Raw genomic sequence first — 16,486 nt, forward strand, 5'->3', positions numbered from 1 at the left:
ATATCTCTCAGAGCCTACTTGCGACTCTCTCCAGCTCAACCGCCCCAGGTCGACGTCACACCTGGGGCGCTGCATCATCGATGGAGCGTTCAGCTGGCAAAGTTGATATATGAAGGCCGTTCATACCCGCGGTACAGTGCCAAATACATCCTCTTGCCGGCCAGTCGCGCACCCGCTTTCGGCTGCGAGGGTTTCATCGATTTCGATCTCTAATGTACATGACAGTCGACAAAGGTGGCAGATCAGCCTCGATCGACATTGGCCGGCCGTGAGCGGCAACGAACTGTACAGCAACGTCGCCTATATCGGTTCCCGCGCCTCCATATACGGTGTCGTCCGTATTGAGTATCTTGCGCCAAAGGCCATCGAGAGGCACGCCAATTCGATAGCCTTGGCGCGGGACGGGCGTGAAATTGGATACAATCACGCAGGCGGTGTCGCGGGTCTGATCGTAGCGGATCATCGCCAGGACGGAATTCTCAGCGTCGTCGGCGACGGCCCACTCGAACCCGTCCGGGTGCAGATCGCCATATTGCAGGCATGGAAAGTGAGCATAAACGCGATTAAGGTCTCTCACCAACCTCTGAAGACCGCGATGACGAGGGTCGTCGAGAAGATCCCAGTCGAGCGAGGCGTCGTGATTCCATTCGTTCTTCTGGCCGATCTCACAACCCATAAATATCAGCTTCTTCCCTGGATGGCCCCACATGAAGCCGTACAGGGCTCTGAGATTGGCATGTTTTTGCCAGTCGTCACCTGGCATCTTACCCAGCATCGATCCCTTGCCGTGAACCACCTCATCGTGGGAAAACGGCAGGACAAACCGCTCAGTGTAAGCGTAGACCATCCCGAAGGTCATCGAGCCATGGTGATACTTGCGATAGACCGGATTGTCCGAAATGTAGTGAAGGGTGTCATGCATCCACCCCATGTTCCATTTCATGTCGAACCCCAGGCCGCCGTCAGCCGGCGAGGCTGTGACCTTCGGAAAGGCCGTCGATTCTTCGGCGATCATTAAGATATTCGGGTGGCGGTCGCGAACGACGCTGTTGAGGTGCTTGAAAAACTCTATGGCTTCTAGGTTCTCTCGCCCTCCGTACCGGTTCGGGATCCATTCACCCTCGGCACGGCTGTAATCGCGGTAAAGCATCGAGGCAACGGCGTCGACCCGCAGACCATCGACATGGTACCTGTCAAGCCATTCAAGGGCGCTTGCAATCAGGAACCCTTTCACTTCGGATCGCCCGAGGTTGTAGATCAGCGTGTTCCAGTCCTTGTGATAGCCCTCTCTTGGATCCTCATGCTCGTAGAGCGCAGTTCCGTCGAAGCGCGCCAGACCCCAGACATCACTTGGGAAATGGGCCGGCACCCAGTCAAGGATGACGCCGATCCCGCTTTCGTGGCAGCGGTCGACGAAATATCCGAAGTCTTCCGGCGTTCCATACCGTCCCGTCGGGGCAAAAAGGCCTAGTGGCTGATATCCCCATGAACCCCCGAAAGGATATTCCATGATCGGCATAAGCTCCACATGCGTAAACCCCATTTCCTTGACATAGGGGATCAGCCGCTGGGACAGTTCGAACCAATCGAGCGAACGCCCGCCATCCTTCATGTCCCGAAGCCAGGATCCGGCATGAACTTCATAGATCGATATCGGACCGTCCAGAATGTCCCTCTGAGCCCGCCGTTCGAGCCATTCAGCATCCCGCCATTTCACCGGTTCGGTTGAGGCAACGATGGATGCAGTGGAAGGCGCGGCTTCCGAAGCCCGGGCCACTGGATCAGCCTTCTGAGCAAGCAGATTGCCCTGCCCGTCCAAAATTTCGAATTTGTAGCGGTCGCCAACCGTCAGATCTGGGATGAAGATTTCCCAGACACCTGCCTCACGCCGCAAGCGCATTGGGTGGCGCCGACCATCCCAGCTATTGAAATCTCCAACCACCGAGACCCGGCGCGCATTTGGCGCCCAGACCGCAAAACGCACACCCTGGATGCCGTCGACGGTGACCGGATTTGCACCGAGAGCCGACGAAAGTTGGTAGTGCGTTCCTTGCGAAATCAAATGCAGGTCGAGATCACCAAGCAGGGGGCCGAACCGATAGGGATCTTCCGTCTCCTGGGCGCCGTTTGGCCAGAGGATTCTCAGCTTATATCCTGCGTCACTTTGGACCGGGCCGAGGAACACGCCGCCTGCATGCACCAGCGACGACACTGCAAGCACAGCACCCGTTGCGCGGTCGACCAATTCGACGCCTAGAGCGCCAGGAACGAACGTGCGAACTGTAATTCGCCCATCTTGCGACCGGTGGGGTCCCAGAAACGCGAAGGGATCGCCATGACGGCCCTCGACGATTGCGAGAAGTTCGCCGGGAGCCAAACTAGATGTGTCGACCGTCGATGGCTCCATCATGCCCGTTCTCCGTCAAGGCGTGACACGATTGCGCTGAAGCCGGCCAGGGGAATTGGCAGCCACTTCGGGCGATTGCGTGCCTCGTAGGCGATCTCGTACGCTGCCTTCTCCAAAAGGAAGATGTCGAGAAGCGCACGTATGGTCTTCGGATCGCTCGGCAGATCTGGTGATGCAGACAACGCGTGGATATATTTCTGAAGAAAAAGTTCCTCGGCTGCTTTGCCAAAGCGGTTGACAAACAAGCGCCTGCGCTCGTCGTGATGGTCGGACACGGCATCATTTTCAAGAGTCGCCGTGGCAACGAGATAGTCAAGAGATCGCAAAAGACCGGCGGCGTCCCGCAAGGGGCTGGTCTTTGCACGCCGCTCCGCGAGATTGCGCGCCGGTTCGCCTTCGAAGTCGATGATGACGGCGTCACCTTCCGTCACGAGTATTTGACCTAGATGAAAATCCCCATGAGTGCGTGTCAGCACGGCGTCTGCCGCCCGTCCACACAATCTTGCAGCCAATTTAGATATCTGCTCCCTTTGCGCCAAGAGACTGCGAATATCCTTCTCGACCGCGCTGTCGGGCGTGTCCGCGAGCTCCTCCAACTTGGAGAAGGCGTAGGCGATCTCGCCGGTCACTGATCTTTCGATGCCAGCAACGTCAGCCTCATCCGCTCTCCGCGGCGCGAAAGATGGATCTTCACTCGGTCGCGCAAGCAGGACGTGAAGTTCACCCAGGCGCTGGCCGATCATAGCAACGAAGTTCAAAAGCGGCTGTAGCTCGTCGTCAGCGGCGTCAGGCTCCGCTTCGGTGGTTGCAACCTCATCTGCAACCCGACGCAGATTGGCGAGCATCCAGTTCCACGCATCGCCCTGGTTACGGATTGCGCCTTGTACGACGGCAAGTGTCCACCGCCGCCCGTCCGCGTCATTACGCGCGACTTCGCCGAGAAGTGGAGCGGTGTGTTCATATCCCTGCTCGGTAAGATAGCGCGTCATTTCAACTTCGGGATGAACGCCCTCGAAGACGTGCCTTATAAGCTTGATCATGGCGATCTCGCCGACGATCAGAGAACTGTTTGACTGCTCCGCAGATAGCCATCGGATCTCCATTTCGGCGGTGATATCCAGCTGGTCCAAGTAATCGGTCCCGATGAAGTCTATCGTGCCGGAACGACCGGTCACGGTCGAGCGGTTCTTCAGGCTCTCGATCAAACCCCGCGCCATTGGCTCCACCGTAAAGCCGTCGGTGAGAAATCCAACACGTCGTCCTTGACGAATGCGAGCCAAGGCAAGTTGCTGGCCTAGGATGTTCGTCGTGGTGTCATCCCATTCGATGGCGAGCGGGAGCTGATAAGTCTCAACGTGATCAGGCAGGATGGCCTCGAGCTCGCCCAGCACTATCCCATCAGCGAATGGGATCGGCGTCGCCGAAACAAGCCTTGCCGATTGAAGAGACTGATCCTTGGCACCAAACCACCGCCGTCTTGAAAGATATGCTGGAAGGATGTCGTTGCCGAGCGCCCTCTGATGCTGAGGTTCATCAACCAGCTCCGTGAGGCTTCGGCGAATGACGACCGTGTGAAAATCGGGCAACTGTTCCGGCGGAGCCGTGCGCCACGCCGGACCATCCGATTCAGCATTGAGCTGGAACCAGAAAAACCCATAGGGCGGCAACGTCAGAAGATAGGTAAGCTGGCCGATTGGCGGGAACGGTGACATGCCGGTCAGCTCGACAGGCACGCGGCCTTCGTAGGCGGAGAGGTCCAATTCAACGGCTTGAGGTACCCGCGATAGGTTTGCCACGCACAGGATAACCTCGTCTCCGTGCTCTCGGAGATAGGCCAGAATACGCCGGTTGTCAGGAGAAAGAAACCGAAGCGACCCTCTGCCAAATGCGGGGTGCCGGCCGCGCAGCGAAAGCATGCGCCGGGTCCAGTTTAACAGCGAGTGCGCGTCTGATGTTTGGGACTCGACGTTGAGCGCTTCATAGCCATACTGCGCGTCCGAAACGGGCGGAAGGACCAGGCGGGCGGGATTGGCCCTTGAGAAGCCGCCATTGCGGTCGGGCGACCACTGCATCGGGGTTCGAACGCCGTCGCGATCGCCAAGGTAGATGTTGTCGCCCATCCCGATCTCATCACCGTAGTAAAGAACCGGCGTGCCCTGCATCGACAGCAGAAGCGCGTTCATCAGCTCAATACGCCGGCGATCGCGCTCCATCAACGGAGCCAGGCGACGGCGGATACCGAGATTTATGCGTGCTCGCCTGTCGGACGCATATGTTTCCCAAAGATAATCGCGCTCGGCATCCGTCACCATTTCAAGCGTCAGCTCATCGTGGTTTCTCAGGAAAATCGCCCACTGACAGCTGTCGGGAATATCCGGCGTCTGACGCATGATGTCGGTAATCGGAAACCTGTCCTCCTTGGCGATCGCCATGTACATCCGGGGCATCAGCGGAAAATGAAATGCCATGTGGCACTCGTCCCCGTCTCCAAAATATTCCCGGGTATCTTCCGGCCACTGGTTGGCTTCCGCAAGCAGCATCACGCCGGGATGTGTCTCATCGAGCGCGGCGCGAATGCGCTTCAGGATCGCATGCGTTTCCGGCAAGTTCTCGTTGTTTGTTCCCTCGCGTTCTACCAAATAGGGGATCGCGTCCAGTCGGAAGCCGTCAATGCCAGTTTCCAGCCAGAAGCGCATCACCGACAGAAGTTCCTTCATCACCAAGGGGTTGTCGAAATTCAGATCAGGCTGATGCGAATAAAAGCGATGCCAATAGTACGCTCCAGCCGTCGGATCCCACGTCCAGTTGGACTTCTCGGTGTCGATGAAGATGATACGGGTCTCAAGAAATTTCTGGTCTGTATCGGACCAGACGTAGAAGTCGCGCTCCGGGCTTCCCGCGGGTGACTGGCGCGCACGTTGAAACCACGGGTGCTGATCGGACGTGTGGTTGATGACCAGCTCGATGATAACCCGAATATTGCGTTCGTGGGCGGCGGCTACGAATTTGCGAAAGTCTTCGATCGTGCCGTAGTCGGGACTGACGCTCCCATAGTCGGCGATGTCATAACCATCGTCGCGCCGTGACGAAGGAAAGAAAGGCAGGAGCCAGATCGCGTTCACGCCAAGCGAAGCGATATGATCAAGCTTCTCGAATAGACCTTCAAAATCCCCAATTCCGTCACCGTTGGCGTCATAGAACGATTTGATGTGCAACTGGTAGATGATTGCATCTTTATACCACAACGTGGCGTCGGCTGTCTCTGCCCGGCCTTCGCTGCTCGACACGTCTTCCATGTCAAATCTCTCCTGTTCTGACGCGCCAAATGGCGAAGGGCAAATGAATGGGATCAAGCCTGAGCGTCTGCCGCTTGCCTGTTAGCGAGAACCGTCGGGGGTTGACCAGGTCTTCCAAATCGAGCGTGCCAGCGTCATCCTTTCCAAAGTTCCAGAGCGGGATTTCGACGGTGCTCTCTTCGATGCCATGCGGATTGAGGCATATGCCGATCAGCAGGACGTTGTGGCGCCCAGGCGCGGCCTTTTCGAAGAACATCACATTCGGGTTGGACGAATTCAAAAGCGTCAGGCCGAGATGGGAATGGAGCGCGGGGTTATCACGGCGAAGCCTGTTCAGCATCGTTATTTCCGGCTTGATGTTCCCAGGCCGGTCGTAGTCCCAGGCGCGAATTTCGTATTTCTCGCTGTCGGCATATTCCTTGCGCTTGACATCGGGACGGCCCTCGCAAAGTTCGAACCCGTTATAGACCCCCCACAGGCCAGACAGTGTGGCAGCCAGTGCGGCACGGATCACGAATGCCGGCCGCGGCGCATTCTGGAGAAAGTCTGGATTGATGTCGTGCGTGTTGACAAAGAAGTGGGGCCGAAAGAATTCCTTGGCTTGGCTCTGCGTTATCTCGAGCATGTACTGCTCAAGCTCCCACTTGCTGTTGCGCCAAGTGAAGTAGGTGTAGGACTGAGAAAATCCGACTTTGGCGAGACGGTACATCACCTTCGGCCGCGTGAACGCTTCGGACAGAAAGACGACCTCCGGGTGGCGGGCGCGTATATCGCCGATCAGCCATTCCCAGAACGGAAAAGGTTTGGTGTGGGGATTATCCACCCGGAAGAGCTTGACGCCCTCGTCCACCCAAAGCTGGACGATATCGCGCAATTCTTCCCAAAGCGCTGGCACGGCATCCTGAGAGTAAAAGTCGACATTGACAATGTCCTCGTATTTCTTAGGCGGATTTTCCGCGTAGCGGATCGTTCCGTCCGGTCTCCACTCGAACCAGCCAGGGTGCTCGGTCAGCCAAGGGTGATCAGGAGAAGCCTGGATTGCGAGATCGAGTGCCAGTTCCAGCCCTTCGTTACGCATTGCTTCAACAAGACGCCGAAACGCGTCAATCCCGCCCAGTTCCGGATGGATTGCATCGTGACCGCCATCCGGCGAACCGATCGCATAGGGACTGCCTGGATCACCAGGGCCCGCTACCAAGCTGTTGTTTCGGCCTTTACGATTGGTGGTGCCAATTGGATGGATCGGTGGGAAATACAAAACGTCGAAGCCCATCTCGCGGATCGCCGGCAGTCGGGCAACAACGTCGTCGAAGGTTCCGTGACGATGAGGATCTCCACTTTGTGACCGAGGAAAGACTTGATACCAGCTTGAGAACGCGGCCTCCGCGCGCTCTGAATCGACGCTATAGGTGCCCGACCGAGTTCGGAACGGTCGCTCGTCAGCCTGCGACATCAGTACCGAGAGATGAGGTGACAAGAGCAGCCGGGTCTTTTCGGCCGCGTCGCTGCGCTCTATCGCTTCCAGCAGTTCCACAAGTTTATCATGAAGGCCGGGGTCGGCATTCCCCGCGGTTCTCTCGGCCGCGCGTCGTACCAGCGCTGCCCCCTCGGTCAGTTCCAGGCTGAGGTCAAGCCGGGCTTCGGCTTTTTTCGACAGCTCGTAGCGGAATATAGCAAACGGGTTCTTCCAAGCCTCGATGCAGTAGTGATAGCGGCCGATCCTTTCGAGGGAAAAGGCACCGGCCCAACGATCATTGCTGTCGGAACTCAGCGGCACCTCATGCCACTCCGCTTCATCTATTGCCCGGTACAATATCGCCGCCTCCAAGCGGTCGTGCCCGTCGGCAAATATATCGGCCGTTACGGCAACCCTGTCCCCGACGACGCGTTTGACAGGGAAACGCCCAAGGTCGACCGACGGCTCGATATTTTCAATCGCGATACGTCCGGACGGGTCGGTTGCCGTCCCTGGTGACGTCAGGCTTTGTGTTGCGATCACGGCGCCCGCCGCGACAGCGACCGTTCTAACCTCTCCGGGAGCAAGTCGGTTCGACCGGAGATGCGACTCGGAAACAAGGAAGGGTGCGGCAGCACGCGAAATGATGTCGTCTGGAAAAGCACACGGCCGGCGCAGGTCCCGGTTAACCACAAGCAGACGCTTTCGCTCCGCAACACGTGGGTCTGGTGCGTCAGTTAGGGTCATGACGATCACCTGCGCCGCGGCCTCATATGCCGTCGGCGTCAGCGCATCTTTAGCAGCAATAGCCGCGTTGGCTTCACGGACCGCTGCCGAAAGATCGAAAGCACCATTCGACCGAATCATGCGCAGGTCTTGACCTGAACCGCGGGTGGCATCCAGTGGCAGGACCGCGCCAAACTCGAAGCCCATAGGAATGAGCATTCCATCGCCAAGCTCGGCCGAAAGTCGCAGCGCCCGGATCGACTTCCGCTCGCGGATCTCCCGGCTCTCGGTCCCATGGGCGAGCCGCCTTGCGAACGGAGCTTCGGGAAAGGCGACCTGCAGCCCAAGTGCTCGCTGCAGACGCAGCTCCTCGAAAAGCCACGCTTCCTGCAAGTCCCACCAGGCAAGCGATGAAAATGTGCCATCAAAGCCCAGGCCGGCGAGCCGTCGGCGAAATGAGAAGTCGGTCCCCGGGGTGTAGACCAGCCGTAAAGGATCCGCACCGCCCGTCTCAGCCACTGCCAATCGCCTCAGATCAGCCTCGCCCAGGGCGTCAAGCCCCAGATAACGGAATCCTGAGACTCCAAGGGTGGTTAATTTGCGCAACAGTTCACCGAAACGGTCGATGTCGCCGCCGGCTGCGCCGTTTCGCGCGGGCGCGGATGGTGAAGGACGGGGATCGAGCGCATCACTTTCACCAGTGGTTTCTGCCTGCCCTGCCGGAAGCACGACGTCGATCATGAAGTCCATCCCTTGCGATTTCGCTCTTTCGCACAGGAATGCGACACCCTCTTCCAATGGACGCTGGAGCCCGAAGGCGGGATCTATGGAACTGGCATCGAATGCTTTGAAAATGCTGGCGTCCTGGAAGTGGCGCCGAAAGATCGGCGCGGACATGACCGTGTCGAAATTCAAAGATGCGGCGTGATCGAAGATCTCCAGCCAACGTCTTTCCGTTGGCAAATCGAGAGGATTGACATAATAGATGCGGGGCCTTGAGATCTTCGAGCGACGCGCAGGCATCATCTGTATTTCTCCACGCACGGGCAGGTCGAGCCGCAGGTTCTTTACGCAGGAGCGATAGAAACTTTCGGACCTGGCCGTTGTTCCCGACAATCTGCGGTTTGTGATTGACGAGCAAACGCGGCAGCAGGCCCCGCGGCTAACCCCGGAAATCGATCGAGCAACTTGCTCGGCGGCCGGTTGCCGAGTCCTCGGGATTGCGATCGTTATCGGCCAAGTTTCAGCCCGCCCTTCGCCGAGGCGGTTCGGCGGACGGCGCATAGCGCGCCGGCGAGGTCACGCGCTCCCGCCGCTTCCTAGATCAGCGCGCTGCATACGACGTTAGTCAGGGTTTGCCGCCCCGGCACCCGGTCCCGCCAAGCATCAAGACGTGGCAAGCCGCGTCGCGCCTTGCAATGCCATGGGTCAGGACTTTAAAGCTTCGCGTGCTGCCTTCAGCCGCTCGGTCTTTCGCCGGCGCGCCTCCGCTTCGGCTTCGATCGTTGATATTGCTATGACATGGGTCTCTTCCGCACGAGACCGGCGCTCGGTCATAGTCATCGATTTACGGCGGCGTGATATCGGTCGTTCTTCGTTTTTGCTCATGCCTGCTAATTGCGTCGTGAAGCGCTCAAGGCAACACTACCGTCCGGAAACGTACACGATTGGCAACCACACCCGTTGTCACTCGCGTACGTTCATCGCCACCGTCCAAACAGGATCGGACCTGCAACAGACCCGGTCTAGCCTATTGCTTGGAGGGCTCGCGCTTTGCAAATATACCGCGGGCAGCACTCACCATCGCGTCAAGGTGTTGAGGATCGTGCACGCCTTGCCGATAAAGCTGCACCAGGATCGAAGCGATCCGCTCGCCTTCTTCCGATCGACGGTCAACGCCGGCCTTGGACGCGACGGCATCGAAGACACGTTGACAGGCCTCCAAGTCGCCGACGTAAAAGCCGTCGTGCTTATCAATTTGAAACGCTTCCATAGCCATTGCAGACGGCGCATGCTACGCCGCCCGCTCCCCTGTGTTGAAATCAAGCGACCTGCTTGTCGCCTTCGATCTGGAGCGGAGCCGAAGCCTCGCTGTCACCGCCGATCGAGATCTTGCGCGGCTTCATAGCTTCGGGGATTTCCCGTTTGAGATCGATGGAAAGCAGCCCGTTTTTCAGGCAAGCGTTCTCGACGCTAACATGATCTGCAAGTTCGAACCGACGCTCGAAGCTGCGCGCCGCAATGCCCCGATGCAGGTACTCAGCCTTGCTGTCATCGGCCTTTCCACCCTTGACGACGAGAAGGTTGCGCTCCTGCGTAATGTCGAGATCGCCATCCTCGAACCCGGCGACAGCCATCACGATCTTATACTCATTGTCGCCGTTCTTGATGATGTCGTAAGGCGGCCACGCGTCGACTGGCTGGAGACGCTGTGAATTATTGAGCAGCGAAAATACCCGATCGAAGCCGATGCTGGACCGATAGAGTGGCCCGAAGTCGAATTCTGTTCTCATGACCAAAACCTCTTTAAAGCGAGTTGGAAGCGGAACGCTGAGAAAGGGCGTTCCCTGTTCTCCGGCCCCCATCTGGGCTACCGGCGTGCGCAAATCTGGTTTTTTTGATTTTTGTTTTCAAGGCAGCCGAACAAAATTTTTTGCACACTCCTGGAGCGACGTTTGCATATGCGATCGCCGGGCTTCACGCGAAAAGAGGCGGAGGTTCAGAGGCGTTCAGCGGCGCGCATCGCTCCTTGGCGAACCGGGTGAACGAGCCGTGGAACCATTTCCATATTCTGATGTTAGACGGCGTCACCAACAGGATCAAACTTTCATGCGCGCAGTTTTATTGACTTTGGCCGCCCTCCTCGCCGGCTCGCCGTGCTACGCAATTTCGAGACTAAGCCCATTGTCCATGACCTGTGAGCAGGCCCGAGAGGCAGTCCACTCACAGGGAGCAGTCATCTTCCGATGGAAGTCGCCGCGGGGTCTGCCGCTCTATGACCGCTTTGTGCGCAATAGTCGGTTCTGCGAGGCCAACGAATACGCTGAGTGGAAGAGCATACCGACCAGAGACAACAGGAGCTGCCGGGTACTGAATTGCCAGAACATCGACAACCTGGATGGCACCTTTATTGTTCCCGATCACTCCCTTTAGACTGAGCGCCATTTTAGCCGAAGGGAGGCGCGGGATTGGAGGACGAAATGAGAGACCATTGCGTTGTAGGCCTCCAGGCCGTCTCAGCCGGAAAGCCGTCCTCTTGAGCCCTCGTGTGATCTGGCTTGGCAGGCTAGGCAAATGCGCTTCTCGGCGTCGAGGACGCAGGCGCGACAGCCTAAGTCACGTCGTTGCCGATTGTGTGTTTGTCAGGGAACTTGTCTCAGAAATCAGCGTTCGATCCAGTTGCTTGAGGAGTGGGACATGCAGCCGGCTGACTTTCGAATGGCTTTTCTTGAGACGCTTCAGGAGCTCTCTGACCTTGCGGGCGACGATCCCGTGGATGGCCGGGCCGCTTGGAGCGTTGATTACCTCACCAGGCGCAAGACGTGGTTCAGCTTTTCCGGCACCAGCCGTGCGGGTATGCTTTTTGCCAGAGGACGAGCGCTTGACACGATCAGCGGCGCAATGATCGATGACGAAGCTATTATGATGACGTTCCGGCTTCTGGATTTTACGCACAATCAGCTTATTTCGGCTTATATGGGGAAGAAGCGCCTTGCCACGCAGATTGCAGGGGATCTTTCCAGAGGTTTCATTCGCGCCCCCGAATTCGTGAGTGTCCAGATCGACCACGAAGTTAGCACGTGCCCAGACACGATCCACCGCTCTTCGACGCGTTTCATCTTTGTGGGCTTTGAGCGAATGGATGATGCAGACGATGTCGGCTCGGGGAAGGGCCTGGCCGGATCCCGAGACAGCATTTCCCCTCACTGGTATCGCAATCGGATACGTTTCCCTGAAAAGCGAGGCGTCCGCTTAACGCCAAAAAGGGCGGCCTGAGTGGCGCTTGCATTAATCGTCCGTCGGAAAGATGCTCCAGTTAAACGGGCTTTGAGGGCTTGGACAACTCAAGCTCAATCATGTTGCGCAAGCGTCCGCGGAAGCGAGGGACAAACCGCATGCTCTTTTCGTCAGGGCGGGTTGCCTCAAGCCATACCCGTGGACGGAAAACTCCACTTCAGACGCATAACGGCACCGCGACCCGTTCCAAGCCGTTCAACTCAAGAGATATTGGGACGTCGCGTACAAAATCTGCCGAAGCCAGGTCGGCCAGGGTGAGAACGGGGTCGGTGACTGGAACCGGCGGTGGTCTTCGGAGTTTAAAGGGCGCCTTTCAAACGACGGCGCTCTCGAGTCGTCATGCCAGGCGGGCGATCCAGAGCCTATACAACAGCCGGAAAGATCTATGAGCGTACCAACAGCAACCTATCGCATTCAGTTCCGCAACGGCATGACGTTCGATCGTGCTGCCGAACAGGTGCCCTATTTGAAGCGTCTTGGGATCAGCCATCTCTACGCCTCACCCATCTTCACCGCGACATCCGGCTCCAGCCATGGCTACGATGTCACGGATGCCACTGAAATCGATCCGGCGATCGGTGGTCGGATCGGGTTCGACCGAATGGTGAGAAGCTTAAAGGGAGCCGGCCTCGGTCTCATCCTCGATATCGTACCGAACCATATGGCGGCATCGCTTGAGAATGCGTGGTGGCGCGACGTCGTCGAACACGGCGCAGCCAGCCGCTACGCCGGGCACTTCGATATCGACTGGTCGCGCAAACTCACGCTTCCCTTTCTGGGAGGCTCATTCGATGAGGCGCTGCATGCAGGCGAGATCACGATTGAGCGAGATCCGAAAACTGGAAACCCTGCGTTCGCTTTTTACGAAGCGTTCTATCCCCTGGCGCCCGAGACCTATTCCGGTCGCAAGGACGAGATCCTGAGCCTCTCCGACAAGACCGAGATCAAGAGACTGCACGATCTTCAGCCTTACCGATTGATGTCGTGGCGTGATGCTCCACGAGATTTGTCCTATCGCCGGTTTTTCGAGATCACTGGCCTGGCCGGTGTTCGCGTTGAGGACGCTACAGTTTTTGCAGACACCCATCGTCTTATCCTTGACCTCGTCCATTCTGGCGCCGTGGATGGTCTGCGTATCGACCATGTCGACGGCCTTGCCGACCCAAAAAGCTATCTTGAGCGACTGCGTGAACAAACCGGGCCAGCGTGTTACATTACTGTCGAAAAAATCCTCGGTGAAGGCGAGATGCTTCCTCCAGACTGGCCGGTCTCCGGAACGACGGGCTACGAGTTCATCGCAGCTCTGAGCGATGTTTTCGTGGACAACGACAAGATGGAGGTTCTAAGGGGCGCCTACCAGAAGCTTGTCGGCCCCCTCGACATGAAAGAAGAACTGCGTTCGGCTAAAACGCTGATGGTAGACAACAACTTCGCGGGGGAGTTTGCTGTACTGATACAACTCGCTCGCCGGATCGGGGAGACGGATGATAGCCTCGCCTTGCCGGAAGAAGCGCTTGCGGAAGCCCTGCGCGAATTGCTGATCTGCTTCCCGGTGTACCGCACCTATGGCACGGGCGCAGGGTTGCCGGGGGAAGACAGACTCAGGCTAGCGTCAGTCATGGCGACGGTCCAAAACGCCACCAATCGCCCCGATGCCCGGGCGCTCGCTACCCTCGAGCGCATACTTCTCGGTGACGTCGATCACACTGTTGGTGAGCTCGCTTCGACATTTCGAACGCGCTTCCAGCAGCTGACTGGTCCGCTGATGGCAAAGTCTGTCGAGGACACCCTCTTCTTTCGCCAGGGCGCGCTACTCGCGCTGAACGAGGTTGGAGCAGACCCCCTTCCCCGCACCTATCGGCTGGATCGATTTCACGAGGAGATGAAGTCTCGCCTTTTGCGCCAGCCCGATGCACTTTCCGCATCGTCCACACATGATACCAAGCGCGGAGAAGACGCTCGCGCACGACTCTACGCGCTCACCGAGGCGCCGGAGGCCTGGAGCCGCGGCGTTGATCGTTGGCGGGAGATGAATAGAACGTTCGTTCAGAAGCTCGACGACGGTCTTGCCCCCGAGCCTTCCGTCGAGTGGATGCTTTACCAGGCACTTGCCGGCGTGTGGCCAGCAGATCTGGAGCACGAAGACGCCGCTTCTTTGGGTGCCATCGAAGATCGCTTCGTTGCCTACACGGAAAAAGCCTTGCGCGAAGCAAAACTTCGTACGACGTGGAGTGAGATTGACGAGGCCTATGAGAGCGCCGTCATCGCCTATGTGCGCCGCCTACTGTCACCAGACAACCGTGCTTTCCTTGACGACTTCACCAAGACCCTTCGTCCCTTCGTTCGTTCGGGCCTTGTGAATAGTATTACCCAGGCGATCATCAAGCTGACTGCTCCCGGCGTACCGGATATCTATCAGGGAAGCGAAGGCCTCGACTTCAGTCTCGTCGATCCCGACAACCGGAGGGAGCCGGACTTCGAGACCCTCCAGAGGCACCTACTGGGAGCTGGAGATGAGGTCTGGGCCGAGGACAATGGGCGACTGAAGCAGCATGTCATCACCACTCTTCTGCATGTGCGTCAGCAAGTTCCGACGCTCTTTCGCCGGGGAGATTACCTGCCACTCATAGCTTCCGGTCCTCGAGCAACTAATGTTCTCGCTTATGCTCGCGCTGATCAGACAGATGTCGTTGTAGTCGTTACGCCCCGCTTGTGGCTCGGCGTTGACGACCTGAGCGCTCCCATTCCATGGGCCGGAACGCGCATAGCCCTTCCGGCGGCCTTTCAAGATCGTTCATTCATCGATCTGTTGACGGGGCGACTTGTTCATGTGCACGATGCGCTTCAACTCGAAGCGTTCACGAAGCCTTTCGTGGTTCTCAAGTCCACCTGAAGCAGGCATCGCTCAGTCGCCAGTGACCGTCTGTGCGGAGCTTGTGAATAGTGTTGCGCCATTGCGGCAACCAGATGGTTACGGCTGGTCGCAATCGAGGGCGGCCAGCAGGGGCGATGCAGACGGAGGGTCAGGTTGGCAGTCCAAAGCACCGTAGCGCCAAAATATCGTCCAGCGTGACACTGGATCCAAACATCAGATAAGACCAGACCGGTCGAGTGGCGAAGACGAGCGCAGCGCCAAAAGCGACCCAGATCACTGCCGCTCGGAGCTCACGAAATACCTCAGCCATGCCGCCGGATCCAGATAAAGGCTCCCGCAGCGACCATCGTTCCGCCCGCTGCGAGAAAGCCGAGATCCCAGAGCAGCCAATAACCGCGAGCGACCGTTTCGTTGACGTGGTGGAGCCCCAGAATCTGATGGTCGACGATCCCCTCGACAAGATTGAAGCCCCCAAAGCCGATAAGCATTAGAGCCGCGAGCTCCGCCGTCGACCAGCGGAAGTGACTAAGCCTGCTCGACCTCCAGAGAATGAATAGCCCGGCAAGGACCAGGACATAGGTTGCCGAATGAAAAACCCCATCCCACAGCGTGTTGAGCTCGAGATTTGCGATAGTGTTGATCGGATACCAAGAGCTTATCATGTGATGCCACTGAAGCAATTGATGCAGCACGATTCCGTCGAAAAAGCCCCCGAGCCCAATTCCAAGCAGCAAGCCCGCAGATAGCGGGACGCCACTTCTGACGTTGCGTCTGATTATTGTCATGCGAGAACTTTCGCTGCGGCTGCAGCCTCTACAAACGCGCTTCGCGCGAGCGCGGGGCTACCGTGCCGAGACACTGCATTCATGCAGTGGCGCTTGGCAGCGAGATATTCAGAGTTATTCCCGGTAGGCCATCGGTGGAGCAGTGCAGAAAGCGCTGCATCAGGCCCACCGATCCGTTCGCGCATCCCGCTGCCTATTCTTATAAAGACCGGTGACGGCCAGATAACGTGAAAGTCGACATCGATAACATTTTCCATTGAGGGCCTCCTGCTTCCCATAACAATAAGCGTATCGCAGGGTTCCACTGGCCTTGGCTGTGTGCGCTAGCGAACCTTCGCTGGGCGTCTGGAACTTCTAGCCGAGGCTGTGGTTGTGACCCGCTCTGCCCTGGAAGGGCAACTTCAACATTTTCGGTGGGCTGCAACCACCCTCGCCCGGAGGCTTCACGATGAAAAGACTGGCTCTCAGCCTAGTTGTCTGCCTGATCACGCTTCCAGTACGCGCCGGCGACGGGGAGGGCGCGAAGCAGGATTTCGCGCAAAAAGCCGCGGTGTCGAACATATTCGAGATCGAGGCCGCGAAAATCGAAATCTCCCAAGGGCGAGCGGTCGCCGCTAAGCAATTCGCTCAGGATATGCTGCGGGACCATGGCCGCGCCGCAGGGTTGCTATCAGCGGCCGCCAGAAACGATGGCGTCACCGTTTCACAGTCGCTCGATGCCCAACATCAGCAAAAGATCGACGCTCTTAAAAACAGCGATCCCGCAAATCTCGACCAAGCTTACCTGTCGACACAGGTAACCGCGCATCAGCAGGCATACGAGCTGTTTGTGGCCTAAGCGAAAGAGGGTCCTGATGGCCCATTGAAAAACGCGGGTGTGACGATGTTACCCGACCTCCACATGCACCTGACCCGTGTCCAGGG

The 16,486-nt window shown here is 57.9% G+C and carries 11 protein-coding genes; 4 read left to right on the forward strand and 7 right to left on the reverse strand.

Going from position 1 to position 16,486, the window contains the following annotated elements:
- Positions 1 to 193: 193 nt before the first annotated feature.
- From glgB to ACODR6_RS22620, 5 genes are all read right to left on the reverse strand, one after another.
- A complete protein-coding gene (gene glgB, locus ACODR6_RS22600) occupies positions 194 to 2,410 on the reverse strand; it encodes a 1,4-alpha-glucan branching protein GlgB (RefSeq protein WP_489024606.1) in 2,217 nt (738 codons plus the stop codon).
- Positions 2,407 to 5,703 (reverse strand): maltose alpha-D-glucosyltransferase, encoded by a 3,297-nt coding sequence (gene treS / locus ACODR6_RS22605; RefSeq protein ID WP_203431238.1) that lies wholly within the window; start codon positions 5,701 to 5,703, stop codon positions 2,407 to 2,409. The genes glgB and treS overlap by 4 nt, the downstream gene beginning before the upstream one ends.
- A 1-nt stretch (position 5,704) precedes the next feature.
- Positions 5,705 to 8,911 carry an alpha-1,4-glucan--maltose-1-phosphate maltosyltransferase gene (locus ACODR6_RS22610; RefSeq protein WP_203431239.1) on the reverse strand — a complete coding sequence of 1,069 codons (3,207 nt, stop codon included), beginning with the start codon at positions 8,909 to 8,911 and terminating at the stop codon, positions 5,705 to 5,707.
- A gap of 724 nt (positions 8,912 to 9,635) precedes the next feature.
- A complete protein-coding gene (locus ACODR6_RS22615; RefSeq protein WP_449099009.1) occupies positions 9,636 to 9,884 on the reverse strand; it encodes a hypothetical protein in 249 nt (82 codons plus the stop codon).
- Between the two features lie 43 nt (positions 9,885 to 9,927).
- Positions 9,928 to 10,398: an Hsp20 family protein gene (locus ACODR6_RS22620; protein ID WP_203431632.1), complete on the reverse strand. Its 471-nt coding sequence runs from the start codon at positions 10,396 to 10,398 to the stop codon at positions 9,928 to 9,930.
- Between the two features lie 316 nt (positions 10,399 to 10,714).
- On the opposite strand from ACODR6_RS22620, the gene ACODR6_RS22625 reads away from it, so the two are divergent.
- From ACODR6_RS22625 to treY, 3 genes are all read left to right on the forward strand, one after another.
- Positions 10,715 to 11,038, forward strand: a complete 324-nt coding sequence (locus tag ACODR6_RS22625) for a hypothetical protein (RefSeq protein ID WP_112715777.1) — start codon at positions 10,715 to 10,717, stop codon at positions 11,036 to 11,038.
- A gap of 264 nt (positions 11,039 to 11,302) precedes the next feature.
- Positions 11,303 to 11,881: a hypothetical protein gene (locus ACODR6_RS22630; protein WP_203431240.1), complete on the forward strand. Its 579-nt coding sequence runs from the start codon at positions 11,303 to 11,305 to the stop codon at positions 11,879 to 11,881.
- A gap of 406 nt (positions 11,882 to 12,287) precedes the next feature.
- The gene (gene treY / locus ACODR6_RS22635; protein WP_203431241.1) at positions 12,288 to 14,795 is read left to right on the forward strand and encodes a malto-oligosyltrehalose synthase; all 2,508 of its coding nucleotides are present in this window, start codon (positions 12,288 to 12,290) and stop codon (positions 14,793 to 14,795) included.
- A gap of 284 nt (positions 14,796 to 15,079) precedes the next feature.
- On the opposite strand, the gene ACODR6_RS22640 is transcribed toward treY, so the two are convergent.
- Both ACODR6_RS22640 and ACODR6_RS22645 read right to left on the reverse strand, forming a co-directional pair.
- Positions 15,080 to 15,562, reverse strand: a complete 483-nt coding sequence (locus ACODR6_RS22640) for a DUF2243 domain-containing protein (RefSeq protein WP_112715773.1) — start codon at positions 15,560 to 15,562, stop codon at positions 15,080 to 15,082.
- Positions 15,559 to 15,819: a DUF982 domain-containing protein gene (locus ACODR6_RS22645; RefSeq protein ID WP_112715772.1), complete on the reverse strand. Its 261-nt coding sequence runs from the start codon at positions 15,817 to 15,819 to the stop codon at positions 15,559 to 15,561. Before ACODR6_RS22645 ends, ACODR6_RS22640 begins: the two co-directional genes overlap by 4 nt.
- A gap of 191 nt (positions 15,820 to 16,010) precedes the next feature.
- On the opposite strand from ACODR6_RS22645, the gene ACODR6_RS22650 reads away from it, so the two are divergent.
- Positions 16,011 to 16,400, forward strand: coding sequence for a DUF4142 domain-containing protein (locus ACODR6_RS22650; protein ID WP_489024611.1), 390 nt, complete (start codon positions 16,011 to 16,013; stop codon positions 16,398 to 16,400).
- The last annotated feature ends 86 nt before the right edge of the window (positions 16,401 to 16,486 follow it).

The organism is Rhizobium sp. FG96 (assembly GCF_057808655.1).

Bases quoted from the DNA above. Each gene is read 5' to 3' on its own strand.
- glgB (WP_489024606.1), bottom strand. From the start codon at position 2,410: ATGATGGAGCCATCGACGGTCGACACATCTAGTTTGGCTCCCGGCGAA.
- treS (WP_203431238.1), bottom strand. From the start codon at position 5,703: ATGGAAGACGTGTCGAGCAGCGAAGGCCGGGCAGAGACAGCCGACGCC.
- ACODR6_RS22610 (WP_203431239.1), bottom strand. From the start codon at position 8,911: ATGATGCCTGCGCGTCGCTCGAAGATCTCAAGGCCCCGCATCTATTAT.
- ACODR6_RS22615 (WP_449099009.1), bottom strand. From the start codon at position 9,884: ATGGCTATGGAAGCGTTTCAAATTGATAAGCACGACGGCTTTTACGTC.
- ACODR6_RS22620 (WP_203431632.1), bottom strand. From the start codon at position 10,398: ATGAGAACAGAATTCGACTTCGGGCCACTCTATCGGTCCAGCATCGGC.
- ACODR6_RS22625 (WP_112715777.1), top strand. From the start codon at position 10,715: ATGCGCGCAGTTTTATTGACTTTGGCCGCCCTCCTCGCCGGCTCGCCG.
- ACODR6_RS22630 (WP_203431240.1), top strand. From the start codon at position 11,303: ATGCAGCCGGCTGACTTTCGAATGGCTTTTCTTGAGACGCTTCAGGAG.
- treY (WP_203431241.1), top strand. From the start codon at position 12,288: ATGAGCGTACCAACAGCAACCTATCGCATTCAGTTCCGCAACGGCATG.
- ACODR6_RS22640 (WP_112715773.1), bottom strand. From the start codon at position 15,562: ATGACAATAATCAGACGCAACGTCAGAAGTGGCGTCCCGCTATCTGCG.
- ACODR6_RS22645 (WP_112715772.1), bottom strand. From the start codon at position 15,819: ATGGAAAATGTTATCGATGTCGACTTTCACGTTATCTGGCCGTCACCG.
- ACODR6_RS22650 (WP_489024611.1), top strand. From the start codon at position 16,011: ATGAAAAGACTGGCTCTCAGCCTAGTTGTCTGCCTGATCACGCTTCCA.